Below are 23,808 nucleotides of genomic sequence, written 5' to 3' on the forward strand. Positions count from 1 at the left end.
GGCGCGGGAGAGAGCGCCGGCGCCGGCCAATTATAGTCCTCGCCACAAACTGCTGCACTGCACAAGTCGTGCTGGCTAGCGGGCTGAGCGATCATGGTTCCATGATCGCACCGCAGCGCTAGTCAAGCAAATTGTTTTTCATTGCGTAATAGGTCAAGTCGCTGTTGGATTGCAAGCCCATTTTTTCCATGATGCGCGTACGGTAAGTACTGACCGTCTTGATGCTCAGCGACAGAGCCACGCCGATATCGGACACGGTAGCGCCGCGCGCCAGGCGCAGGAAGACCTGGAACTCGCGGTCCGACAATTCCGTATGCAGGGCGGCATTCGTGTCGCGGTCGAAGGACTGCGCCAGCAACTCGCCCACGGTGGAGCTGACATAGCGACGCCCCTGGAACACGGTGCGCACGGCCGTCATCAGCTCGTCCGCTTCGCATTCCTTGTTCAGATAGCCGTTCGCGCCCATCTTGAACAAATTCAGCGCATATTGCTGCGCGGGATAGCCGCTGAGGATCAGCACGGGCAATTCCGGCTGTCCCTGGCGGATCGTGCGCAAGGTATCGATGCCGCTCTGATCGGGCATGGCGATATCGAGCAAGAGCACATCGCAAATTTCGCGGCGGGCGATATCGAGCGCTTCACGCCCCGTACCGGCTTCCGCCACCACACTGAAATCGCTTGACGACGAAAAAATCTGTTTGAATCCAGCTCGTACTATTTGGTGATCATCACAAATGGCAACGCGTATCATTGTTTCCCCTTAAATTTTCCTGGCCTGGGAAAGACTACCGGAACCTGAACGCTGTTCCGGTTCAGCGTCACTAACAAAAACGCAACATTAACATTATATTCAAAATATGGCGCGCCGTACGGTAGCGTCGGCGCCAACGTGGAGCGCCCATGCAGTATAGTCAACCGGTACCGGACAACTCCACCTATATTGGTACAAATCTTATTTTAGCAAGTTTAAAATTGCGATTAATTCATTGCGTATCCATACGCGGTCCAGCGGTGCTTCCTGCGGCACGACAGGCATGGCCGGCAGTACTGGCAGCTCGTCGGCATTGGCATGCGATGCGCCACGGCTGTCGAGCTTGTTGCGCGCGCCGCTGATGGTAAAACCCTGCTCGTACAGCAATTCGCGGATGCGGCGTATCAGCAGCACTTCATGGTGCTGATAATAACGGCGGTTACCACGTCGTTTGACCGGCTTGAGCTGGGAAAACTCCTGCTCCCAGTAGCGCAATACATGCGGTTTGACGCCGCACAACTCGCTCACCTCGCCGATCGTGAAATAGCGTTTCGCCGGAATGGGCGGCAAGGCGATCAACTCGGTTTTACTGATGCGCTCGTTCATCGCCACTCACTCAGGCAGCACGTGCCAGCGGACTGGTCTCTTCGACCATGCTTTTCAGCTTCTGGCTCGCATGGAAGGTCACGACACGGCGCGCCGTGATCGGTATCTCTTCGCCCGTCTTCGGATTGCGGCCCGGCCGTTGCGGCTTGTCGCGCAACTGGAAATTGCCGAAACCGGACAGCTTGACGGCTTCGCCACGCTCGAGCGCGTTGCGGATCTCGTCAAAGAAGGTCTCGACCATATCCTTCGCTTCGCGCTTGTTCAGGCCCACTTGCTCGAACAACAGTTCGGCCAGTTCCGCCTTGGTCAAGGTGGGTAAATCTTTTTCCGCTTCCTGGCGCACTTTGGCAACCAGCATGGCCCGATGCAAATCGGCGGCCAGTGCGGATTGCAGTACGGCGGAATCAACGTCGCTGTTATTAATTTTCCTGCCCTGCCTTTTCTGTGCGCCCGAGCCCGCCACATGGCAAGCTCGTCTACGATTAACGACGGAAAGGCCGTCACGCAAGGCGACGGCCGGTCCGGTAATTACGAACGCAGTTTCGCGTCGTGGCCCTGCTTGGCGGCATCGATCAGAACAGCCATCAGGCCATCGACGACATCGTCTTGCAGGGTGTTTTGAGTATCTTGCAAGCTAATCCGGAAAGCAAGGCTTTTTTCATCCGTTTCCAGCCCTTTTCCACGATATTCATCAAATAAAACAATGGCTTGCACGATACGTGCCGCCGGGCTCGCCTTGGCGGCGGCATGGAAGCTGTCGAGCAGATCCTGCACGGCCACCGATTGCTTGACGACCACGGCCAGGTCGCGGCTGGCGCCAGGGAATTTCGAGATTTCCTGGTACACGGGCACGACTCTTTGCGTCAAGGCAGCGGCGTCGACTTCGAACAGCACGGGCGCCAGCGGCAAGTCGTACTTTTGCATCCAGCGCGGGTGCAATTCACCGATGAAACCGATGACCTTGCCATCGAGCTCCACGTTGGCCGAACGGCCAGGATGCAGGGCCGGATGTTCCGCCTTGGTGAAACGCAAGACCAGCGGCGCGAACAGCGCTTCCAGGTCCGCCTTCACGTCGAAGAAGTCGACCGTGCGCGAGGCCTGGCCCCACTGCTCGTCGGCCACCGCGCCGTAGGCCATGGCGGCCACGCGCTTCGGCTGGGCGTAGCCAGCCACCGACAACGGGCCGTTTTCCACGCTGTCGTCGCGCTGGTAGATGGCGCCCACTTCGAAGATGCGCACGCGGTTCGTCTTGCGGTTCAGGTTGTAGCGTACGTTCGCGATCAGGCTGCCGATCAGCGAGGAACGCATCACGCTCATCTGGCTGGCGATCGGGTTCTGCAATTTGATCGGATTCGTGTTGCCCGAGAAATCGCGCTCCCATGCCGTATCGACAAAGCTCATGTTAACCACTTCCTGGAAGCCCAGGTCGGCCAGCTCATGACGTACCGCAAACAAGGAGCGGGTATTTTCCGGTGCAATCTGCATCACGTTCGCGGCCACGGGCGGCAAGGTCGGGATGTTTTCAAAGCCGTACACGCGCGCCACTTCCTCGATCAGGTCTTCCTCGATCTCGATGTCGAAACGGTAGCTGGGCGAGGTCACGGAAAACACGCCGTCGGCCAGAGTAAATGGCAGGGCCAGGCGCGTGAAGATGTCGGCGATCAGCTCGTCATTGAGCGGCACGCCGATGACTTTTTGCGCGCGCGCCGTGCGCATCGTCACAGGCTGGCGTTGCGGCAAGTTCACCACGTGGTCGTCGACGGGACCGACGGTGGTCGCTGGCGTGCCGCAGATTTCCACGATCAGCGCGGTAATGCGCTCGATGTGCTCGACGGTGGTGGCGAAATCAACGCCGCGCTCGAAGCGGTGCGCCGCATCGGTCGAGAAATTCAGACGGCGTGCGCGGCCTTGAATGGCGTTCGGCCACCAGAATCCCGCTTCCAGGTAAATGCTGTCCGTATCGTCCGACACGGAGCTGGCGTCGCCGCCCATGATGCCGGCCAGCGATTCGATTTCCTGATCGTCGGCAATAACACCGACCCACTCGTCGACGGCAATGGTAGTGCCATTCAACAGCTTGACGGATTCGCCCGCCTTGCCCCAACGCACGTCGAGGCTGCCGTGGATCTTCGCCAGGTCGAATACATGGCTGGGACGGCCCAGTTCCAGCATGACATAGTTGGAAATGTCGACCAGGGCCGACAGCGGACGCTGGCCGCTGCGCTCGAGGCGCTGCTTCATCCAGTCCGGCGTGACTGCCTTGGCGTTCAAGCCGCGGATGACACGGCCCGTGAAACGGCCGCACAGGTCCGGCGCGCTCACTTTCACGGGCAGGATTTCATCGCTGGAAACAGGCACGGTGCGGAACTGCGGCGCATGCAGGGGCACGCCCGTCAAGGCCGACACTTCGCGCGCCACGCCCAGCACGGACAGACAGTCCGCCTTGTTTGGCGTCAACTTGATGGTGAATTTCAAGTCGTTGAGCGCAAAGTAATCGCGGAAATTCTGGCCGATCGGCGCGTCGTCCGGCAATTCCATCAAGCCGGCGTTTTCTTCCGACAATTTCAATTCGCGCGCGGAACACAGCATGCCTTGCGACTCGACGCCGCGCAGCTGGCCCACCTTGATTTCAAACGGCTTGCCATCGGCGCCAGGCGGCAGCACGGCGCCGGCCATCGCGCAGACGACTTTCAAGCCCGGGCGCACGTTCGGCGCGCCGCAGACGATGTTGAGCATGGTGCCCGTGCCGACATCGACCTGGCATACATTCAGGCGGTCCGCATTCGGATGTTTTTCCATCTCCAGGACCAGGCCCACCACCACGTTCGAGAACGGCGGGGCGACAGGATCGACGTCCTCGACTTCGAGACCGGACATGGTCAGCAGATGGGCCAGTTCGTCCGAAGTCATCTTCGGATCGACCATGGTACGGAGCCAGTTTTCGGAAAATTGCATAATCAAGCCTTCAAAGGGTCAAAGCTCACAGCGCGAGCGCACAGGCGCTCAAGCGCCATGAATCAAACGGAACAACGTTTAGTTGAATTGCTTCAAGAAACGCAAGTCGCCTTCGTAGAACAGGCGCAGGTCGTTGATGCCGTAACGCAGCATCGTCAAGCGTTCCAGGCCGGAACCGAAAGCGAAACCGATGAATTTCTCGGGATCGAGGCCGAAGTTCTTCACGACGGTCGGATGCACCTGGCCGGCGCCCGACACTTCCAGCCAGCGGCCCTTCAATGGACCGGAGCCAAAGGCGATGTCGATCTCGGCCGACGGTTCCGTGAACGGGAAGTACGACGGGCGGAAGCGCACCTGCAGGTCGTCCGTCTCGAAGAAGGCCTTGACGAAGTTCAGGTACACGCCCTTCAAGTCGGCAAAGCTGATGTCTTCGGCGATCCACAGGCCTTCGACCTGGTGGAACATGGGCGAATGGGTGGCGTCGCTGTCGACGCGGTAGGTGCGGCCCGGCGCGATGACCTTGATCGGTGGCGTATGCGTGCGCGCATAGCGCACCTGCATCGGGCTCGTGTGCGTGCGCAGCAGCAAGGGCTTGCCATCGGTGTCGTTGCCATCGATGTAGAACGTATCTTGCATGGAACGGGCTGGATGGTTTTCCGGGCTGTTGAGCGCCGTGAAGTTGGTCCAGTCGTTTTCGATTTCAGGGCCGTCGGCCACGTCGAAACCGATGGAGCGGAAGATTTCCTCGACCCGCTCCCACGTGCGCATCACGGGATGGATGCCGCCTGGCATGCGGCCACGGCCTGGCAGGGTCACGTCGATCGCTTCGGCGTTCAAACGGCCTTGCATCTGCGCATCGGCCAATGCATCACGGCGCGCCGTCAGCGCGTCTTCGATCTGCACTTTGACGGCGTTGATCAGGGCGCCCTGCGCCTTGCGCGCGTCCGGGTCCAGCTTGCCCAGGCCCTTCATCATTTCGGTAATCTGGCCAGTCTTGCCCAGGTAGCGGGCTTTGGCGTTCTCAAGTGCGGCAGCGTCTGCGGCGGCGATAAAGTCAGCCTGGGCCGAGACGACGAGTTCTTCTAGGGAGTTCATGCGGCATTTCCTGTTTTGGACATCAATTCTGGACCCGATTATCAAAAGTCCAACAATCAAAAACGGAAACGGGGCATAAGGTGTTAAAACCCCTGCCCCGCTCTTTATGACGTCACCCTACGGATGACGTTGTGCAATAACCGATGCTTACGCAGCGATTTTTGCTTTAACTGCGTTGACAATCGCAGCGAATGCTGGCTTGTCCATCACAGCCATATCGGCCAGGACTTTACGGTCCAGTTCGATATTTGCTTTTTTCAAGCCGTTCATGAATACGCTGTACGTTACGCCATGCTCACGGGAAGCGGCGTTGATACGGGCGATCCACAGGCGGCGGAAAACGCGCTTCTTGTTGCGGCGATCGCGGTAAGCGTATTGGCCAGCGCGCATAACTGCTTGCTTGGCAACACGGTATACACGGCTGCGGCGACCACGGTAGCCTTTAGCTTGAACAAGAATCTTCTTATGACGGGCACGAGCTGTAACCCCACGTTTTACTCTAGGCATAGTAACTCCTTAAATTGAGTGTGAGATTAAGCAGTCGGCATCATGCGCATGACGGATGTGACATCCGATGCGTTGATGTTACGGGTACCGCGCAACTGACGTTTGTTTTTGGTGGTTTTCTTGGTCAGGATGTGGCGTTTGAACGCGTGACCCGACTTGACTGTTCCACCTGGACGCACGCGAAAACGTTTTTTCGCGGAGCTTTTGGTCTTCATTTTAGGCATAGCAATCTGTCCTCTTACGGACAGCTCCATTTATAACAGGATTGCAGGTGGCAACACGACGCTGCGCTTAGATGCCTGCTTTCACATGTTGTGCAGCGGATGCGAGTCCACTACAGTTCGCGCGGCCCGGGCATTGCTGACCGGGCCGCGCAAATTCTGCCTGGGGTGTGACACCGCGCCAATGCCGGCGCGAGCAGTTTCCACCCACAGTAAAACGCTATTGTATCTTACTTCTTCTTCTTAGGCGAAAGAACCATGATCATTTGGCGGCCTTCCATCTTCGGGAACTGCTCGACCTGGCCATACGGCTCCAGATCGGCTTTCAGACGTTCCAGCATGCGGAAGCCAATATCCTGATGCGCCATCTCACGACCGCGGAAACGCAAGGTAATCTTGGTTTTATCGCCATCTTCAAGGAACTTGATGAGATTACGCAACTTGATATTGTAGTCACCATCATCAGTCCCCGGGCGGAATTTGACTTCCTTCACGAGGATGATCTTTTGCTTCAATTTGGCTTCGTGAGCTTTCTTTTGCTCCGAATACTTAAATTTGCCGTAGTCCATCAAACGGCACACCGGTGGCTGCGCGGTAGGCGCAATTTCCACCAGGTCGACGTTTGCCTCTTCCGCCAGGCGGAAGGCTTCAGCCAAACTTACGATACCGAGTGGCTCGTTATCGACCCCGCTTAAACGCATTTCAGGGGCAGTGATTTCGCCATTGATGCGATGTGACTTGTCAGTAGCTATTGTAATTTCCTTTAAAAATCTTGTAAGACGGTCGTGCAGCGAGTTTCCTCGTCAGGCCTTGGTGTCGACTTCATGTTTGAGTCGCTCTATCAGGGCATCGACGGACATGACGCCCAGATCGACATTGCCCCGCGCCCGCACGGCCACTGTATTCGCATCCCGCTCTTTGTCGCCAATCACTAAGATGTAAGGCAATTTTTGTACGGAATGTTCACGTATTTTATAGGTAATCTTCTCGTTACGCAAATCAGCCTGTACGCGCAGCCCCGCTTTGCGCAGTTTTGTTGTTACTTCTTGTACATAATCAGCTTGAGCGTCGGAAATATTCAACACCGACACTTGTACCGGCGACAACCACAGCGGCATGGCACCCGCATAGTGTTCGATCAGGATGCCGATGAAACGTTCCAGCGAACCGACGATCGCGCGGTGCAGCATGATCGGCACCTGGCGCGTGTTGTCCACTGCCACGTATTCCGCACCCAGGCGGCCCGGCATCGACGGATCGATCTGCACCGTGCCCACTTGCCATGCGCGGCCCAGACTATCCTTCAGATGGTACTCGATCTTCGGACCATAGAACGCGCCCTCGCCCGGCAACTCCGTCCATTCCACGCCGCAGGCGCGCAAGGCCGAACGCAGGGATTCCTCGGCAAAATCCCACGACTCTTCCGTGCCGATGCGATTGTCCGGACGCAAGGCCAGTTTCACATCGATATTCGTGAAGCCGAAAGCCGTGTACACATCCATCGCCTGCTGGTGGAACGCCGTCACTTCGCCGGCGATCTGCTCTTCCAGGCAGAAGATGTGGCCGTCATCCTGCGTAAAGCCGCGCACGCGCATCATGCCGTGCAAGGCGCCCGACGGCTCGTTGCGGTGGCATTGACCGAATTCGCCGTAGCGCAATGGCAGGTCGCGGTAGCTGCGCATGCCATTGTTGAAAATCTGGATATGGCCAGGGCAATTCATTGGCTTCAGCGCATAGGCGCGGTTTTCCGATTCCGTGATGAACATGTTTTCACGGTAATTGTCCCAGTGACCGGTTTTTTCCCACAGGCCGCGGTCGAGAATTTGCGGCGCCTTGACTTCCTGATAGCCATTGACCTGGTACACATTGCGCATGTATTGCTCGACTTGCTGCCAGATCGACCAGCCTTTCGGGTGCCAGAAGATCAGACCCGGCGCCTCTTCCTGGAAATGGAAGAAATCGAGCTGCTTGCCCAGCTTGCGGTGGTCGCGCTTTTCCGCCTCTTCCAGGTTGTGCAGATACAGTTCCTGGTCTTCCTTCTTGGCCCAGGCCGTGCCATAGATACGCTGCAGCATCTCGTTTTTCGAGTCGCCGCGCCAGTAGGCGCCGGCCAGTTTCATCAGCTTGAACACTTTCAGCTTGCCCGTCGATGGCACGTGCGGGCCGCGGCACAAGTCCGTGAACTTGCCTTCAGAATACAGCGACACTTCCTGGTCGGCCGGGATCGAGCCGATCAATTCGGCCTTGTACGCTTCGCCGATGCCCTTGAAGTACTCGATGGCTTCGTCGCGCGCGACAACCTTGCGCGTGACTTGCTCATCCTTCTTGGCCAGCTCGGCCATCTTCTTTTCGATCGCCGTCAGATCTTCGGGCGTGAACGGACGCTTGTAGGCGAAGTCATAGTAAAAGCCATTGTCGATCACGGGACCGATGGTCACTTGTGCATCGGGGAACAATTCCTTGACGGCATACGCCAGCAAGTGGGCCGTCGAGTGGCGGATCACTTCCAGGCCATCGGCGTCCTTGTCCGTCACGATCGCCAGTTCCGCGTCCTGCTCGATCAGATAGGAGGTATCGACCAGCTTGCCATCGACCTTGCCGGCCAGGGCAGCCTTGGCCAGGCCGGTACCAATATTGGCCGCAACCTGGGCCACGGTGACCGGGCCGTCGAATTGACGGGCGGAACCATCGGGAAGTCGGATTGTAAGCATATTGATCTCCATATCGGCGCTGGCGCCAGGTAAAACTGCAATGTGGTGTGAACTGAAAAACTGAAAGGAAAACGCGGACGCAAAAAAACGCGGACTAGCCGCGTTTTTCACTTTCTTGAGACAAAGGAAACCCGTTCGACTAGCGTCACTCCCAAAGCTTGGTAGTAGTTCGCGGTGTCATAACCGGTTTACCCTTTCTCTTTAACTGCATTCTGGTGGGCGGTGAGGAATTCGAATCCCCGACCCCTTGGATGTCGACCAAGTATTCTAACCAGCTGAACTAACCGCCCGTAAAACTTTTTTATCGATTACTGCATCAGCAACCGTCTTTAAAACCATCTACTGCCAAATTCTGGTGGGCGGTGAGGAATTCGAATCCCCGACCCCTTGGATGTCGACCAAGTATTCTAACCAGCTGAACTAACCGCCCCGAAGACCAGCATTATAGAGAGGCTTTCCCAGAATGACAAGGGCTGTTTTACAGGAAACTTTAATCATTCTCCGGGCGTCAGCCTCCTTTATATGGAGGGGGCCCGCAGCGCCTTGAATGCCGCTAGAATCGGGGCATGAATTCCACCATACTAACTTGGCTGAAAACCCTGAGCCGCATTTGCGGTTTTGAAACGGCCGACTCCTTCCCGCCCCATCATCCGTATGCGCGCACGCGCTGGGACGCCGCGTATTTCGATATCGCTTCCGACGTGAAACCCGACGAGATCGAACGGCGCATCTGCGCAGCCATCGCCAACACGCCGAGCGTCTTCGCCTACATCACCAATCCCACGCCGCGCATGCAGCGCGCGCTGCTGAACGTGATCCACGACCGGCTGCGGCGCCAGCCCGGCGCGGGCGCCACGGACCTGGTCTTGTTATTGATCAACGCCTACGCCAGCGACCACATCACGGAAGCCGTGCCCGGCCTGCGCGCCCTGATCGTCAACACGGAACATGAAGACACGAACCTGCGCGTGCATGCCATCCTGGAATTGCTGGTGGGCACGCCGCGCGGGCTGGACGTCATCGACATGTAGTCGTCATGCATGATTGGCGGGCACATAACGCGCCCGCAAGCGCATGAACGGCGTTTCCACCAATGCATATAAAAGCCAGCCCGTGGCGATACTGACAGCAATACTGACCAGTATCGCCGTGAGGCTATCGGCGCCATGGCCAAAGTCTTGCAAATAGGGCCGCAATAAAATGCACAGCTGCTTGTGCAGCAGATAAATCGCATACGACCACAGGGCCAGGCTGGCCGCGCCCGGCACGCGCAGTTTATACAGGGCACTGGCGGGACTCAACGCCGCGATCAGCAGCAGGGTAAAACTGGCGGCCAGGGCAGGATAGCCGAACACCGTCACCCAGTAGCCATAGTGATCGTTCAGGAATACATAAAACATCAGCGCCGTGCCCGCGATTCCCGCGAGCAAGCTGCGGTTGCCATGGGATGTCAGGCGCGTCCAGGCGGCCGGATGGTAATTTCTCAGCAGCGCCAGCGCCACACCCGCCACCAGCTCGTCGAAGCGGCACCACGACGCGTAATAAATATACTTGTAATAGCCAAGGCCGCCGCGCGGCGCTTGCACATACTCATCCCACAAATAGGCGCGCACCAGCATGCCCACGATAAAGCTGGCGGCCACGGCCACCCACGCCCACAGCAGGGACTTGCGGCAGGCGGCGATCAACAGCGCCACGGCCGGCAGCAGCACGTAGAACTGCTCTTCCACGCACAGCGACCAGGCATGCGAAAACGCCGTACCCGGCGTCAGATTGATGTTTTGCGTAAAGGTCAGGAATTTCCACAGCGGCAATAACACACTATCGCCGCGAAACGCGGGCCACAAATAATAGAGGGCCAGCACGGCGTAGAAACTGGGCAAGGTGCGCAGGAAGCGCCGCGCATAGAAACGGGGCAAGGAAAAACCGTGCTCGCTGCGCAAGGCCGCAAAAATCTGGTTGCCGATCAGATAGCCACTGAGGGCAAAGAACAGGTCCACGCCCGTCCAGCCGATTTCGCCCCAGAAACCAAACGCCCCGCCCTCGCTGACGAACAGCAAATAATGGTTCATGAAGACGAGCACGATGGCTGCCGCGCGCAGGGTATCGAGGCCAGACAGGCGCGAAGAAGATGAGGAAGACGACATGGATCTCGGCAAGGAAAAACAACGGTGGCGCCGATCATGCCATGCCGAGCCCGGCCACGCGCACATTTTTACGGGAGCCTGTGGCGAATCCCGCTAAAATATGCCGACCCCGCTTTCCCTTTCCGCAACAGCATAGGATATGTCCAGCATGAGCAGCGCACTCCACTTCAAGTCCATCAACTACACGGGCCAGGGCAGCGGCCCGCGCCTGATCGTCACCGGCGCCGTACACGGCAATGAAACCTGCGGCACCAAGGGCATACACCGCGTGATGGCTGAACTCGACAGCGGCGCCCTCTCCATCGCGGCCGGCAGCGTCACGTTCGTGCCCATCACCAACCCGCTCGCTTACGCCAAGGGCGTGCGCAGCGGCGACCGCAACCTGAACCGCAACCTCTTCCCGAACGACAATCCGCAGGATTTCGAAGACCGCATCGCCAACTGGCTGTGCCCGCTGCTGGGCCAGCACGACGTGCTGCTGGACTTGCATTCGTTCAACGCCGACAGCCAGCCTTTCGTGATGGTGGGGCCGCGCAACAACGATGGCCCGCTGCAACCGTTCAAGCACGAAGACAAGGAACGCGCGCTGGCGCGCCGCCTGGGCGTGCGCCGCTTCGTCGACGGCTGGCTGCAAACGTATGGTGCCGGCGTACAGCGCCGCCTGGGCAGCAGCGACCAGGTGGGCATGGTCTTGCGCTACGGCGTGGGCACGACGGAATACATGCGCTCGACGGGCGGTTATGCGCTGACCCTGGAATGCGGCCAGCACGCGGACCCGGCCGCGCCGGATGTGGCCTACCGCGCCATCATGAATACGCTCGCCTTCCTCGGCTTCATCGACGCGCCGCAGCCGGAACCGATCGCCGATGCCGACATGGAAGCGCTGAACATGGTTGTCGTGCACGACAAGCTCGATGCGGGCGACCGCTTCATCAAGACCTGGTCCAGCTTTGACAAGGTGCAACAGGGCGAGCAGATCGGCGTGCGCGCGGACGGCACGCCCGTGACGGCCGAGTTCGACGCCTACATCCTGTTCCCGGACGTCAACGCGCAAGCCAATGCCGAGTGGTATTACCTGGCGCGGGTTGCCGCCAGTTTCTGATTAGTGACCGACGGACTTGGAAAACAAGTTAATCACGAGCACGCCGGCAATGATCAGCCCCAGGCCGATCAAGGCCGGCGTATCGAGGCTTTGCTTGAACCAGAACCAGCCGACGGCGGAAATGAGCACAATGCCCACGCCCGACCAGATCGCATAGACGATGCCGGTAGGAATGACCTTCAAGGTCAGGGACAGGCACCAGAAGGCGATGCTGTAGCCGACCACGGTGATGACACTGGGCCACAAGCGGCTGAAGCCCTCGGAGGCCTTCAAGGCGCTGGTGGCGATCACTTCGGCGATGATGGCGATGGCCAGGTAGAAATACGTCATGGCGAGGCTCATGCTGGCTTCCTTTATTGTGGGCTGAGCAGTTTTAAGCCCAGGATGCCGGACACGATCAGGGCGATGCAGGCGATGCGCGCGGCGCTGGCCGGTTCGCCCAGCACCATGATGCCGAAGATGGCCGTGCCAACGGTGCCGATGCCCGTCCAGATGGCGTACGCCGTGCCCAGCGGCAAGGTGCGCAAGGCCAGGCCCAGCATCACCACGCTGCCCACCATGGAAACAGCCGTCAGCACGGAAGGCACGAGGCGCGTAAAGCCGGCACTGTATTTGAGGCCGATGGCCCAGCCGATTTCCAGCAAACCCGCCAATACCAGAATGATCCACGCCATGTTTTTCTCCCGAGGCGGCAGGGTCGTCCCCGCCATACAGCCCCCACATCGAGCGGGGTCGTCCCCACAGGAGCAAAGGGAAAAGTATACCATTGGGTGAAAAATCTTGCCCCAAGCACACTATCGCTAGTGCGGCCGCTCTAATCGAAAGTTGCCAAAAAACATGCACTTGGCGGCATAATTGCCGCATCCATTCACTTTCGGGAACAACGATGCTGCTACTGGCCAAAATCCTTACCGCCCTCATCCTGCTGCTGCACGTGTATATCGTGCTGCTGGAAACCGTGCTGTTCGATGCGCGCGGACGCAAGGTGTTTGGCCTGTCCAAGGAAAAGGCGGAGATCGTGCGGCCCGCCATGTCGAACCAGGGCTGCTACAACGGCTTTCTGGTCGCCGCGCTGGCGCTGGGCTTTTTTCACCCGGACGCGGCCATCGCTTATGCATTCACCGTGTTCGGCCTGGCCTGCATCGCCGTGGCCGGCGTGTGGGGCGCGGCCACCGTCATGACGCGCATCCTCTACCTGCAAACCGTGCCTGCCGTCATCGCCTTGCTGCTGTTCCACTTCGCCTGATCCCTGCCGGGCGGCCAGCCGGCCGCTCTTCCACGCTCCGTGCCGCCTGCGCATACCCCATATGGGTGATGTTTCCAAAAAACATGCCCGATACAATTCCTTGTAGCAATAAAAAAGATACCACCAGATACATGGTGGCACGTCACAGTCCACAGGGGAAATCATGCAAGCACATCCAACCACCTTTGCCGTCACCTTGCTCGGCTGCCTCATGCTGTCCGCCTGCGGTGGCGGCGGCAGCGACGACACCAGCTCGGGCAGCGGCTCCACCAGCGCCGGCGGCACCAGCGGCACCTCGGCAAACTGCCAGTACAGCAATCTGATCAGCGACGCGGAACGCAAGCAGGCCAGCGCCTGCGGCATCCAGGTATCGGGCAACTACGCGCAGGCGGACTCGGGCTACGACAGCGTCGTTGCCGCCTGCAAGCAGGGGCAGAAAAGCGTTGCCGACACGTACTACAGCGGCACGTACCAGAAAATGGTCGACTATGCGCGCAGCGTGAGCAAGGAACTGGGCTGCGGGCAAAACAATGGCACCACCTTGCCCAACAACACCACGGCAAGCAACTACAATTTCTGTGTCAAAAGCACCACCGTCAATGGTAAGCTCAGCTATGAAGGCGCTTGCTACGGCCCCGTCAAATCGGGCGAAGGCGGCTGCGGCAGCGGCTATAACTACGTGAGCCAGTACAGCAGCCTCAGCACGTGCACGTCCGGCGGCAAAAGCTGGCTGGAATCGCGCTAAGAAAGCCGGGTGGCCAAAGCAAAGGCCGCCCTTGTCTGTCTTGCCCACCGCTTGCCGCCATGAGGATCGCCAATGACGCCATCGCTCGCCGTTGCCAGCCAGGCACTGATTACCCTGATCTACGAAGCGGCCACGCGGCATGGCGCCTGGTCGCAATTCTTGGCCGCCCTGGCGCAACAGCTGAAGTCGCACGCTGGCCTGATCTGGGCCAATGATTTCAGCAACCGCTCGGTCGATGTCCAGCTGCCTGGCAGCGGCCTGGCCGCCACCTATGGCTTCGCATCGGACGCCATGGCCAGCTTTGCCAGCTATTACGGTGCGCGCAACGTCTGGCTGGAAGACGCTTCCCTGCACCGCGAAGGCGCCGTCGTCACCGGCTCCATGCTGTTTCCCGACCATTGCCTGAAGAAAACCGAATACTGGACGGACTGGCTGCGTCCGCAAGACATCTTTTATACGGCGGCGGCCATCGTCGAACTGCGCGCCGAGCGCTCCACCAACGTCACCGTGGTGCGCCGCGAACAGGCGGGCGCCTACGACGCGGGCGAGCTGGCGCTGATCCGCAAGCTGATGCCGCATTTGCAAACGGCGTTTGCCCTGCAGCGCAAGCTGCGCCGGCTGGAAGTGCTGTCCCAGAGTTCCACCCAGGTGCTGGAATTACTGCCGTTTGGCGTGCTGTTGCTCGACGCCACGTCGCAACTGCTGTACGCCAACGAACGCGCGCTGGCCATGACGGCTTCGGCACGGCTGCTGCAGCTGCGCGAAGGCGCGCCCCTGTATTGCCCGCGCGAAGCGGACAACGGCGCGCTGCGGCGCATGCTGCATGAGGCCGCGCAAACCGGCACGACGGCGGCAGGCGGCCCCGGCGGCGTGCTCAATCTGAACGGACTGACGGGCGAACAGCTGCGCCTGCGCGTCACGCCCCTGCCCTCCTGGCACAGCCCGTTCGGCTCGGCCAGCGCCATCGCCGTCTTCCTCAGCGACAGCAGCGACCTGATCACCTCGCTGGCGGCCACCCTGCGCAATTTCTATGGCATGACGGTGGCCGAGGCGCGCCTGACGGAAGCGCTCGTCAACGGCTATTCCCTGCAGGAATACGCCGAACGCCAGCGCATCTCCATCCACACGGCGCGCACGCAGATCAAGAGCGCCACCGCCAAGGCCGGCGCCCAGCGCCAGGTGGACCTGGTGCGCATCGTGCTGACAGGTCCGGCCGTGCTGCAGCGCAATCCCCTTCCCGCCTGAATCCTTCAAAAATGCGTGCCGCCAGCACGCTTTTCATTTATATCGTAAGATAGCCATATCGTAAAACAGCGATATTAGAATTGAACAATCACGATATATACATCGCTGGAAAGCGAATTGTATGTTCAGGAGAAACAATATGGATATCGACGCCATCCACAAGGCGCTGGCCAATCCGGTACGCCGGCAGATTTTGCAATGGCTGAAGGAGCCGGAACAGCATTTCCAGGAGCAGGATCACCCGCTGCACCTGGGCGTGTGCGCCGGCCTGATCGACCGGCGCCTGAACCTGTCGCAATCGACGGTGTCGGCGCACCTGGCCAGCTTGCAGAAGGCGGGCCTGATTTCGGCCACCAAGGTGGGCCAATGGAGTTTCTTCAGCCGCAATGAAGCGACCATCCAGGCCTTTCTCGATCACATGCAGCAAGGTTTGTAACAGCAACCCCATCCACATCGCCGCACGCGGCACTCTCGACAGGAAAGACAACCACCATGGCAACTTTATTCGATCCCATCACCATTGGCAGCCTGCAACTGAAAAACCGCATCATCATGGCGCCGCTGACGCGTTCGCGCGCCGGCAATCCGGGCCGCGTGCCCAACGCCCTGATGGCCGAGTACTACACGCAGCGCGCTTCGGCCGGCATGATCATCTCGGAAGCGACGGCCGTCACGCCGCAGGGCGTGGGCTATGCCGACACCCCGGGCATCTGGTCCGAGGAACAGGTGGAAGGCTGGAAACACATCACCAAGGCCGTGCATGACGCGGGTGGCCTGATCGTGCTGCAACTGTGGCACGTGGGCCGCATTTCCGCGCCGCTCTTCCTCGACGGCGACCTGCCCGTGGCGCCCAGCGCCGTCAAGCCGGCCGGCCATGTAAGCCTGGTGCGCCCGCAACAGGAATTCGTCACGCCGCGCGCACTCGATACGGAAGAGATTCCCGGCATCGTGGCGGCCTACCGCCTTGGCGCGGAAAATGCGAAAAAAGCGGGCTTCGACGGCGTGGAAATCCACGGCGCCAATGGTTATTTGCTCGACCAGTTCCTGCAAGACAGCACCAACCTGCGCACCGACAACTATGGCGGCTCAATTGAAAACCGTGCCCGTTTGATGCTGGAAGTGACGGACGCGTGCATCGAAGTATGGGGCGCGGACAAGGTCGGCATGCATCTGGCGCCGCGCCGCGATGCGCACGACATGGGAGACTCCGACCCGCACGCCACCTTCGGCTATGTGGCACGCGAACTGGGCAAGCGCGGCATCGCCTTCATCTGCGCGCGCGAAGCGCTGGGCGACGACCGCCTGGGCCCTTACCTGAAGCAGGAATTCGGCGGCGTGTACATCGCCAACGAGAAAATGGACAAGGCGGCGGCCGAAGCCCTGCTGGCCAAGGGTGAAGCCGATGCCATCGCCTTTGGCCTGTGGTTCATCGCCAACCCCGACCTGCCCATCCGCCTGCACAGCGACGCACCGTTGAACCCGCTGAACCCGGCTACCCTGTACGCGCCGGACGCGACCGGCTACACGGACTATCCGGCGCTGGCGGCCCACGGCTGAACGGCACCCTGAGCAGCAACCAGCGGCTTCCCCCCGGCGGCGGGCGCAACGATACGAACGCAAAGGACTGCGTGACGATCGCGGCGCCCGCCGTTTTTGTCTGTCCTTCAGCGCCATCGGCGCCGTGCCGGCCGGGCCGGACGGCGCGCCTGCACGCTGCTGAAGACACGGCGTATCACCTCGGCCGGCACCGCGTGCTCGCGCAGGTAGGCCGTCGCCACCGTTCGTCCCAGCGCATGATGGAACGCCACGCCGCGCTCGACGAGCTCGGCCATCACTTTGTCCGTTCGGGCATGCTGCCCAGGTACATCATCGATACTGTTTTTCATGCCATGGCTCCTATCGGGTGGATCGACCTTGCATCAAGTTTTGACCACATTGTGCCCATTTAGTGCCCGACACCGTGGCAAAGCATCGTTAAAATAGAGCCCGCAACGGCCCCGACACCGCATGAATAGCGGCCTCGGCTGCTTGTCGCCACCGCCAGCCCCGTATAGAATGCCTGCGCAGAATTTTTGCTTCAAGGAAAATGGCCACCAGCGCCATCCCATTAAGAATAGTGTCACTGAAGGGTATCAATGGACGATTTATTTGTACAAGCGGGCGACTTGCCGACCTGGCACCAGCGCTGCGCGCTGCGCGTGCTGCAGCTGTTTGGCTGGCGCATGCGCTTTCGCCCCTTGCCGGGGCCGCGCGGCATCGCCGTCGTCTACCCGCACACGTCCAACTGGGATTTCATGGTGGGCCTGTTCGGCAAATGGGCGCTGTCGCTGCCCTTCCGCTGGCTGGCCAAGGATTCGCTGTTCCGCGGCCCGATGGGCAAGGTGCTGCGCTACCTGGGTGGCGAACCGGTCGACCGCAGCACCACCAGCGGCACGATACAGCGCCAGGCCGAACGCATGCTGGCCGCCGACTGGTACTGGCTGGCCATCACGCCGGAAGCGACGCGCAGCTACCGTCCGAACTGGAAAAGCGGCTTTTATCACCTGGCCGTGGCGGCCAAGGTGCCTTTGCTGCTGGTCTACATCGACTATCCGAACAAGGTGCTGGGCGTCGTCGACCATTTGTATTTGACGGGCGACAAGGACGCCGACATGGCCGCCATTGCCGCCGTGTATGCGGGCCACCAGGGCTTGCATCCGGAAAAGGCGGCGCCCATCGTGCTGTCGGAACGCCGCCCTGGGGCCTAAGCAACTCCCATCAGCACCACGCCGGCGGCCGTCAAGGCGACGCCGGCCACGCGCAGCATGCGCTCGGCCAGCACCTGGCCGGTGAAACGTCCCGCACCCAGCAGCACAGCCGAGGCCAGCATGAAGCCGCAGGCGGCCGAGGCGGCCGGCAATTCCTGACCATGCGCATTGCCATGCGCCAAGGCGAACAGGCCCACCAACCCCATGCCGAGCCAGTTCGGCAAGGCCAGCGCCAGCGCGATGGCCAGGCCTACCAGCGCCACCGTGGCGGCGATGCCCGTTTCCAGCCCGGGCACCGTCAAGCCCGCCATGCCGGCCAGCGCGCCGAGCAGCATCATGCCGAGAAATGTGGCGGGCTGGGCCAGGCCGCGGCGCTGCTGGCCGCCCCAGATACCCACGCCCAGCATGGCCAGCAAATGGTCGATGCCCGTGAACGGATGGGCGAAACCGGCCAGAAATCCCGCGCTTTCGCCGTGGCCGGGATGGGCCATGGCGGGCATGGCCAGCAGACACAGGGCAGCCACGGCGGCCGTTCTCTTCATCAGTGTTGCAGTCATTGCAGCTCCTTGCCTGGTTGATCGAGCAAACCTTGCTCGCGGATAAAGTCGATGACCACCTGCACGCCGTCGCCGCTGCGCAGGTTGGTGAACACGAAGGGGCGCTCGCCGCGCATGCGCTTGGCGTCCTGCGCCATCACGTCGAGATTGGCGCCCACGTACGGCGCCAGGTCCGTCTTGTTGATGATCAGCAAATCGGAACGGGTGATGCCGGGCCCGCCCTTGCGCGGGATTTTTTCGCCGCCGGCCACGTCGATCACGTAAATGGTGAGGTCCGACAGTTCCGGGCTGAAAGTGGCGGCCAGATTGTCTCCGCCCGATTCGACGAGGATCAAATCGAGGTTGGGGAAATCCGCCTGCATGCGCGCAATGGCTTCCAGGTTGATCGACGCGTCTTCGCGGATGGCCGTGTGCGGGCAACCGCCCGTCTCCACCCCCATCAGGCGCTCGGCCGGCAAGGCGTCCGCGCGCAGCAGGATTTCCATGTCTTCCTTGGTGTAGATGTCGTTCGTGATGACGGCCATGTCGTAGCGCTCGCGCATGCCCTTGCACAGCATTTCGCACAGGGCCGTCTTGCCCGAGCCGACGGGCCCGCCGATGCCCACGCGCAGCGGATTGGAGGTGATCGAAGTCATGGTATGGTCTCTCGTTGTAGTGTTCAGGAACGGTACAGGCGGCTGTACTGCACTTCATGGCGCATCGACAGCAGCGACAGGCCCGGCGCCCAGTTGCCCATCTCGTCGTCTTGCAAGGTTTGCGCCGTGATGGCCGCCGCTTCCAGGTCCGGCCGCAGCGACAGCAGCAAACGCTGCCCCGCCACCTGCCCCAGCGGCACGGATTTCACGCAGACGAGCACCTGGTTTTCAGCCCACGCAAACAGCATGGCCAGCAGCGCCTCTTCGCGGGGAATGGCCAGCGCCGCCACGGCGCAGGCATAGGCCGTCGGCAGGGCCACTTCCGCCTGTCCCTGCAGCATGTCGATCAGGACGCCGTCGGCCACGCCCAGTTCGGCCAGCAATTTGGTCAGGGAATAGCCCATCTGGATGGTTTCGGCGCGAAATTCCGCCGTGTCGCGCGACGCGATGAAGCGCTCGCTCCAGCGCTGCACGGCGCGCAAATCCTGTTCTTCAAACGCCTGCATCAGCCGCCAGCACAGGGGCGCTTCCCAGCGCGCCACCACCTGCGCCAGATGCTCGGCGATCCAGTTGCGCGCCGTGGCCGCGTCGTGCACCAGGCTAGACTCGAGCGCCGCTTCCAGCCCCTGCGAATAGCTGTAGGCGCCGATCGGCAAGGCCGGGCTGGCGAACTGCAGCAAGTGCAGCAGGGCCGACGCCTGCATCATGCGGCGCCCGGCGCATCACTGGGACGGTGGATCTTCTGCCGCAGCGGCACGGGCGCCAGCAAGTGCTGGCCGTGGCCGTCGTGGTGGCCATGGCCGCCGCCGTACGCGCCCGCCTCGGGCTCGAACGGCGCGCTTTCTTCCGTCACCATCGCCTGCAAGCCTTCCAGCATCTCCTTCAGCACGACGTCCTTGCGGATGCGCAAAAAGCCGTCGCCCACCTGCGCCTGCGTGTGGCGGTTGCCCAGGTGGAAAGCGCAGCGCAGCAGGGTATGCGCATCGGCGCACCGCACCAGGTAGGTCGGCTCGCGCGCGGCGACGATCTGCACCACCTGCCCGCCTGGCCCCGTCATGCGCTCGCCGTCGCGCAGCACCGTGCCGCGCACGGTGAACACGGCCACGTCGCCGCCATTCGACAGCACGGCGCGCAGCCGGCATTTTTCGCGCTGGTCGTAGGGCAGAACCAGTTGCGCGGTGGGTGCCCGCTCATCGTCGGGACCTAATTTGGTATGCAAAGTCAGCATGCTTGTCTCCTGCTTAAAATAGAAAATAGCGCTGCGCCATCGGCAGCACGGCGGCCGCCTCGCACACGAGCAGCTGGCCGTCGGCGCGCACGGCATAGGTTTCCGGGTCCACTTCCATGTGCGGCGTGGCGCCGTTGTGGATCATGTCGTGCTTGCGCAAGCCGCGCATGTTCTTCACGGCGATGACGGATTTGTTCAGTTTCAGCTGGTGGCCGATATCGAGGTCGTAGGCCGCCTGCGACACAAACGTAAACGACTTTTTCAGGCCGCCGCCGAAGGCGCCGAACATCATGCGGTAGTGCACGGGCTGCGGCGTGGGGATCGACGCGTTCGGGTCGCCCATCTGCGCGGCCGCGATCATGCCGCCCTTTAAAATCATCGACGGCTTGACGCCGAAAAAGGCCGGCTTCCACAGCACGATATCGGCGATCTTGCCCGCCTCGATCGAGCCCACCACGTGCGCAATCCCGTGCGTGATGGCCGGGTTGATCGTGTACTTGGCGATGTAGCGCTTGGCGCGGAAATTGTCGCTGCGGGCCGTGTCGGGCGCCAAGGCACCGCGCTGCACCTTCATCTTGTGCGCCGTCTGCCAGGTGCGCATGATCACTTCGCCGACTCGCCCCATCGCTTGCGAGTCGGACGACATCATCGAGATGGCGCCGATGTCGTGCAGGATGTCTTCCGCGGCGATGGTTTCGCGGCGGATGCGCGACTCGGCAAAGGCCACGTCTTCGGCGATGGCCGGGTCCAGGTGGTGGCACACCATCAGCATGTCCAGGTGCTCGTCGAGCGTGTTGACGGTAAATGGGCGCGTCGGGTTGGTCGACGAGGGCAGCACGTTGGCTTGCCCCACGGCGGCGATGATGTCGGGCGCATGGCCGCCGCCCGCCCCTTCCGTGTGGAACGTGTGGATGGTGCGGTCCTTGAAGGCGGCCAGCGTATGCTCGAGAAAACCGCCTTCGTTCAGGGTATCGCTGTGCAGCGCCACCTGGATATCCATGCGGTCCGCGACGGACAGGCAGTTGTCGATGGCGGCCGGCGTGCTGCCCCAGTCTTCGTGCAGTTTCAGGCCGACGGCGCCCGCGCGCACCTGTTCTTCCAGCGGCAGCGGCAAACTCACATTGCCTTTGCCCATGAAGCCCAGGTTCATCGGGAAGGCGTCGGCGGCCGCCAGCATGGCGTGCAAGTGCCACGGCCCCGGCGTGCAGGTGGTGGCGGCCGTACCCACGGCCGGCCCCGTGCCGCCACCCAGCATGGTCGTCACGCCGCTCATCAGCGCTTCCTCGATCTGCTGCGGGCAGATGAAGTGGATGTGCGTGTCGACGCCGCCGGCCGTGACGATCATGCCTTCGCCGGCGATGATCTCGGTGGCGCCGCCAATGGGCAAGGTCACGCCAGGCTGGATGTCGGGGTTGCCCGCCTTGCCGATGCCGAAGATCAGGCCATTTTTCAAGCCGATATCGGCCTTCACGATGCCCCAGTGGTCGAGGATGACGGCATTCGTGATGACGGTATCCATCACCTCGGCCGCGCAGCGCTGCGACTGGCCCATGCCGTCGCGGATCACCTTGCCGCCGCCGAATTTCACCTCTTCGCCGTAGATCGCATAGTCATGCTCGATCTCGATGAACAGTTCCGTGTCGGCCAGGCGGATGCGGTCGCCCTTGGTGGGGCCGAACATTTCGGCATACGCGCTGCGGGGAATACTGGCCATCTCAATCCTTTCCCGGTGGAGTGTCTTGCAGTTCGCCCATCACTTCGCCATTGAAGCCGTACACCTTGCGCTCGCCAGCCAGCGCCACCAGTTCCACGGTGCGCTGCTGGCCCGGTTCGAAGCGCACGGCGGTGCCGGCCGTGATGTTCAGGCGCATGCCGTAGGCGCGCCAGCGCTCGAACGCCAGCGCCGGGTTGACTTCAAAAAAGTGGAAGTGCGAGCCGACCTGGATCGGCCGGTCGCCCCGGTTGGCCACCACCACGGTGGCCGTGGCGCGCCCGGCATTCAAGCTGATTTCGCCTTCTTCCAATTGGTATTCGCCTGGGGTCATGAGGGGCTCCTTCTCAAAAAACTACGGTATCGGGTGGTGCACGGTCACCAGCTTGCTACCATCGGGGAAGGTCGCTTCCACCTGGATGTCGGGGATCATCTCGGCGATGCCGTCCATGACGTCGGCGCGCGAGAGTATCTTCGTGCCGTCCGACATCAGCTGCGCCACCGACTTGCCATCGCGCGCGCCTTCCATGATGGCCGCGCTGATCAGGGCCACCGCTTCCGGATAATTCAACTTCAAGCCGCGCGCCAGGCGCCGTTCGGCCAGCAGCGCGGCCGTAAAAATGAGCAGCTTGTCTTTTTCGCGGGGAGTCAGGTCCATGTTTTTCCTTGTGATTCCTTGCTTGTTCAAGTGTTCCAGATGCGGGGCACGACGGCGTCGCGTCCCAGCATGGCGGGGCGCAGCAGCTGCCAGGCGGCCAGCATGACGCGGCGCGCCGCCTCGCTGTCGCCGCACAGCAGGCGCACCACCACCAGCGATTTCATGTGCGTGGCGCCAAACGCGGCGCCGGCCGGCACGCCGATCCCGCGCACGGCCGCCAGCACGGCGGGCGTAACTTGCGTGCCGACGGCGATCAGGGTGGCGCACACCGTGTGGCCCGCCAATCCCAGCGGGCTGGCCATCAGCGCGCCGCCGGCCGCCAGCACGCCCTGTTCCCACCACAGCAGCTTGCCGCCGCGGCGGATCTGCACCTGCTGATCGATGCTGCCCGTGTTGAAAACTTCACCCGAGGCGCTGCGCCCCAGGCAGACGATGTCGCAGCCGATGTAGCTGGCGTCGGGCGCCAGTTCCACCTCGTGGCGCAGGCGCACGCAGGCCTGGTCGAAGAAAATGCTTTCCTGCGGCAGCCACTCGATGGCCGCGCCGCTACCGGCGCGCAGCACGACGTGCTGGCCCGAGACATGCCCGTTGGCGCGGTACCATTTGGCCGCGCCCGGCGACGTGAGCAAGGCGCGCGCGCCCTCGCCCACTGTGGCGTCGACGGCCAGCTGGTCGCCGCCCACCACGCCGCCGGGCGGGTGGATGATGATGGCGTGGCAGACGGCGTCGCCTTCCGGGTACAGGGGCTTTTGCACGCGCAGGGGGCCGCTGTGCGTGCGCTCGACGAGGCGGCTGACGCCATCGTGAAGCGCAAAACCCAGGCGCAGCTGCGCCTGCCAGGCGCTATGCGTGCTGGCTGGTGAAGGCGTGGCTGGATGGGGTCTGTCTGGCATGCGTGGCAATCGCGTAAATAAGCGATTACCTAAGCAGGATATGTGCCA

29 protein-coding genes and 2 tRNA genes are annotated in these 23,808 nt (G+C 61.4%); 8 read left to right on the plus strand and 23 right to left on the minus strand.

What is annotated here, in order from left to right; translation table 11 throughout:
- Positions 1-118: 118 nt before the first annotated feature.
- The 11 genes from CLU90_RS07920 to CLU90_RS07970 form a co-directional block, all read right to left on the minus strand.
- Positions 119-751: a response regulator gene (locus CLU90_RS07920; protein ID WP_034783185.1), complete on the minus strand. Its 633-nt coding sequence runs from the start codon at positions 749-751 to the stop codon at positions 119-121.
- 201 nt (positions 752-952) lie between these two features.
- Entirely contained in the window at positions 953-1,357 is a 405-nt protein-coding gene (locus CLU90_RS07925; RefSeq protein ID WP_092714529.1) for a MerR family transcriptional regulator, read from the minus strand.
- 10 nt (positions 1,358-1,367) lie between these two features.
- On the minus strand, positions 1,368-1,715 hold the full coding sequence (locus tag CLU90_RS07930; RefSeq protein ID WP_010399205.1) for an integration host factor subunit alpha: 348 nt from the start codon (positions 1,713-1,715) through the stop codon (positions 1,368-1,370).
- Positions 1,716-1,885: 170 nt separating this feature from the next.
- Entirely contained in the window at positions 1,886-4,312 is a 2,427-nt protein-coding gene (gene pheT / locus CLU90_RS07935; protein ID WP_100427635.1) for a phenylalanine--tRNA ligase subunit beta, read from the minus strand.
- Between the two features lie 78 nt (positions 4,313-4,390).
- Entirely contained in the window at positions 4,391-5,407 is a 1,017-nt protein-coding gene (pheS, locus tag CLU90_RS07940) for a phenylalanine--tRNA ligase subunit alpha (protein ID WP_034751917.1), read from the minus strand.
- Between the two features lie 147 nt (positions 5,408-5,554).
- Positions 5,555-5,914, minus strand: coding sequence for a 50S ribosomal protein L20 (rplT, locus tag CLU90_RS07945; RefSeq protein ID WP_010399214.1), 360 nt, complete (start codon positions 5,912-5,914; stop codon positions 5,555-5,557).
- Between the two features lie 26 nt (positions 5,915-5,940).
- Positions 5,941-6,138, minus strand: a complete 198-nt coding sequence (rpmI, locus tag CLU90_RS07950; protein ID WP_038493025.1) for a 50S ribosomal protein L35 — start codon at positions 6,136-6,138, stop codon at positions 5,941-5,943.
- Positions 6,139-6,365: 227 nt separating this feature from the next.
- The gene (gene infC, locus CLU90_RS07955) at positions 6,366-6,926 is read right to left on the minus strand and encodes a translation initiation factor IF-3 (RefSeq protein ID WP_205711303.1); all 561 of its coding nucleotides are present in this window, start codon (positions 6,924-6,926) and stop codon (positions 6,366-6,368) included.
- A gap of 12 nt (positions 6,927-6,938) precedes the next feature.
- Entirely contained in the window at positions 6,939-8,846 is a 1,908-nt protein-coding gene (gene thrS, locus CLU90_RS07960) for a threonine--tRNA ligase (protein ID WP_070280420.1), read from the minus strand.
- A 213-nt stretch (positions 8,847-9,059) separates the two neighbouring features.
- Positions 9,060-9,136: transfer RNA gene (locus CLU90_RS07965), tRNA-Val, on the minus strand.
- Positions 9,137-9,199: 63 nt separating this feature from the next.
- A tRNA-Val gene (locus tag CLU90_RS07970) sits at positions 9,200-9,276 on the minus strand.
- 136 nt (positions 9,277-9,412) lie between these two features.
- Between CLU90_RS07970 and CLU90_RS07975 the strand changes: the two genes are divergently transcribed.
- A complete protein-coding gene (locus CLU90_RS07975; RefSeq protein WP_100427636.1) occupies positions 9,413-9,877 on the plus strand; it encodes a hypothetical protein in 465 nt (154 codons plus the stop codon).
- A gap of 3 nt (positions 9,878-9,880) precedes the next feature.
- On the opposite strand, the gene CLU90_RS07980 is transcribed toward CLU90_RS07975, so the two are convergent.
- Entirely contained in the window at positions 9,881-10,993 is a 1,113-nt protein-coding gene (locus tag CLU90_RS07980; protein ID WP_198511172.1) for an acyltransferase family protein, read from the minus strand.
- 139 nt (positions 10,994-11,132) lie between these two features.
- On the opposite strand from CLU90_RS07980, the gene CLU90_RS07985 reads away from it, so the two are divergent.
- A complete protein-coding gene (locus CLU90_RS07985) occupies positions 11,133-12,095 on the plus strand; it encodes a succinylglutamate desuccinylase/aspartoacylase domain-containing protein (protein WP_100427637.1) in 963 nt (320 codons plus the stop codon).
- Here the strand turns inward: CLU90_RS07985 and CLU90_RS07990 are convergent, their stop codons facing one another.
- Both CLU90_RS07990 and sugE read right to left on the minus strand, forming a co-directional pair.
- A complete protein-coding gene (locus tag CLU90_RS07990) occupies positions 12,096-12,425 on the minus strand; it encodes an SMR family transporter (RefSeq protein WP_070217979.1) in 330 nt (109 codons plus the stop codon).
- Positions 12,426-12,448: 23 nt separating this feature from the next.
- Positions 12,449-12,769 carry a quaternary ammonium compound efflux SMR transporter SugE gene (sugE, locus tag CLU90_RS07995; protein WP_046684095.1) on the minus strand — a complete coding sequence of 107 codons (321 nt, stop codon included), beginning with the start codon at positions 12,767-12,769 and terminating at the stop codon, positions 12,449-12,451.
- Positions 12,770-12,981: 212 nt separating this feature from the next.
- On the opposite strand from sugE, the gene CLU90_RS08000 reads away from it, so the two are divergent.
- The 5 genes from CLU90_RS08000 (at position 12,982) to CLU90_RS08020 (ending at position 16,888) form a co-directional block, all read left to right on the plus strand.
- Complete coding sequence (locus CLU90_RS08000) at positions 12,982-13,341, plus strand: DUF1304 domain-containing protein (RefSeq protein WP_100427638.1); 360 nt, start codon at positions 12,982-12,984, stop codon at positions 13,339-13,341.
- Positions 13,342-13,504: 163 nt separating this feature from the next.
- Positions 13,505-14,086 (plus strand): hypothetical protein, encoded by a 582-nt coding sequence (locus CLU90_RS29185; protein ID WP_139178305.1) that lies wholly within the window; start codon positions 13,505-13,507, stop codon positions 14,084-14,086.
- Positions 14,087-14,158: 72 nt separating this feature from the next.
- Positions 14,159-15,331 carry a helix-turn-helix transcriptional regulator gene (locus CLU90_RS08010; RefSeq protein ID WP_100427640.1) on the plus strand — a complete coding sequence of 391 codons (1,173 nt, stop codon included), beginning with the start codon at positions 14,159-14,161 and terminating at the stop codon, positions 15,329-15,331.
- Between the two features lie 139 nt (positions 15,332-15,470).
- On the plus strand, positions 15,471-15,767 hold the full coding sequence (locus CLU90_RS08015) for an ArsR/SmtB family transcription factor (RefSeq protein ID WP_092714515.1): 297 nt from the start codon (positions 15,471-15,473) through the stop codon (positions 15,765-15,767).
- Between the two features lie 56 nt (positions 15,768-15,823).
- Positions 15,824-16,888: an alkene reductase gene (locus CLU90_RS08020; protein WP_100427641.1), complete on the plus strand. Its 1,065-nt coding sequence runs from the start codon at positions 15,824-15,826 to the stop codon at positions 16,886-16,888.
- A gap of 107 nt (positions 16,889-16,995) precedes the next feature.
- Here CLU90_RS08020 and CLU90_RS08025 read toward each other — a convergent pair whose 3' ends face one another.
- The gene (locus tag CLU90_RS08025) at positions 16,996-17,217 is read right to left on the minus strand and encodes a hypothetical protein (RefSeq protein ID WP_092714511.1); all 222 of its coding nucleotides are present in this window, start codon (positions 17,215-17,217) and stop codon (positions 16,996-16,998) included.
- Between the two features lie 249 nt (positions 17,218-17,466).
- Here CLU90_RS08025 and CLU90_RS08030 point away from each other — a divergent pair, with 249 nt between their 5' ends.
- Positions 17,467-18,078: a 1-acyl-sn-glycerol-3-phosphate acyltransferase gene (locus CLU90_RS08030; protein WP_092714509.1), complete on the plus strand. Its 612-nt coding sequence runs from the start codon at positions 17,467-17,469 to the stop codon at positions 18,076-18,078.
- Here the strand turns inward: CLU90_RS08030 and CLU90_RS08035 are convergent.
- The 8 genes from CLU90_RS08035 to CLU90_RS08070 are packed head-to-tail and all read right to left on the minus strand — an operon-like array spanning position 18,075 to position 23,760.
- Positions 18,075-18,635, minus strand: a complete 561-nt coding sequence (locus CLU90_RS08035) for a HupE/UreJ family protein (protein ID WP_232731122.1) — start codon at positions 18,633-18,635, stop codon at positions 18,075-18,077. The two genes, CLU90_RS08030 and CLU90_RS08035, sit on opposite strands and share 4 nt — an antisense overlap.
- Entirely contained in the window at positions 18,632-19,270 is a 639-nt protein-coding gene (gene ureG / locus CLU90_RS08040; RefSeq protein WP_092714505.1) for an urease accessory protein UreG, read from the minus strand. The genes CLU90_RS08035 and ureG overlap by 4 nt, the downstream gene beginning before the upstream one ends.
- Positions 19,271-19,293: 23 nt before the next feature.
- A complete protein-coding gene (locus CLU90_RS08045; RefSeq protein WP_092714734.1) occupies positions 19,294-19,974 on the minus strand; it encodes an urease accessory protein UreF in 681 nt (226 codons plus the stop codon).
- Entirely contained in the window at positions 19,974-20,498 is a 525-nt protein-coding gene (gene ureE, locus CLU90_RS08050; protein ID WP_092714503.1) for an urease accessory protein UreE, read from the minus strand. Before ureE ends, CLU90_RS08045 begins: the two co-directional genes overlap by 1 nt.
- A 13-nt stretch (positions 20,499-20,511) precedes the next feature.
- Positions 20,512-22,212: an urease subunit alpha gene (ureC, locus tag CLU90_RS08055; RefSeq protein WP_092714501.1), complete on the minus strand. Its 1,701-nt coding sequence runs from the start codon at positions 22,210-22,212 to the stop codon at positions 20,512-20,514.
- A gap of 1 nt (position 22,213) precedes the next feature.
- Positions 22,214-22,543 (minus strand): urease subunit beta, encoded by a 330-nt coding sequence (locus CLU90_RS08060; RefSeq protein WP_034751935.1) that lies wholly within the window; start codon positions 22,541-22,543, stop codon positions 22,214-22,216.
- Between the two features lie 21 nt (positions 22,544-22,564).
- Entirely contained in the window at positions 22,565-22,867 is a 303-nt protein-coding gene (locus CLU90_RS08065) for an urease subunit gamma (RefSeq protein WP_034751936.1), read from the minus strand.
- A 26-nt stretch (positions 22,868-22,893) separates the two neighbouring features.
- A complete protein-coding gene (locus CLU90_RS08070; RefSeq protein ID WP_092714499.1) occupies positions 22,894-23,760 on the minus strand; it encodes an urease accessory protein UreD in 867 nt (288 codons plus the stop codon).
- Positions 23,761-23,808: the final 48 nt, after the last annotated feature.

The organism is Janthinobacterium sp. 67, assembly GCF_002797895.1.
Classification (GTDB): Bacteria; Pseudomonadota; Gammaproteobacteria; order Burkholderiales; family Burkholderiaceae_D; genus Janthinobacterium.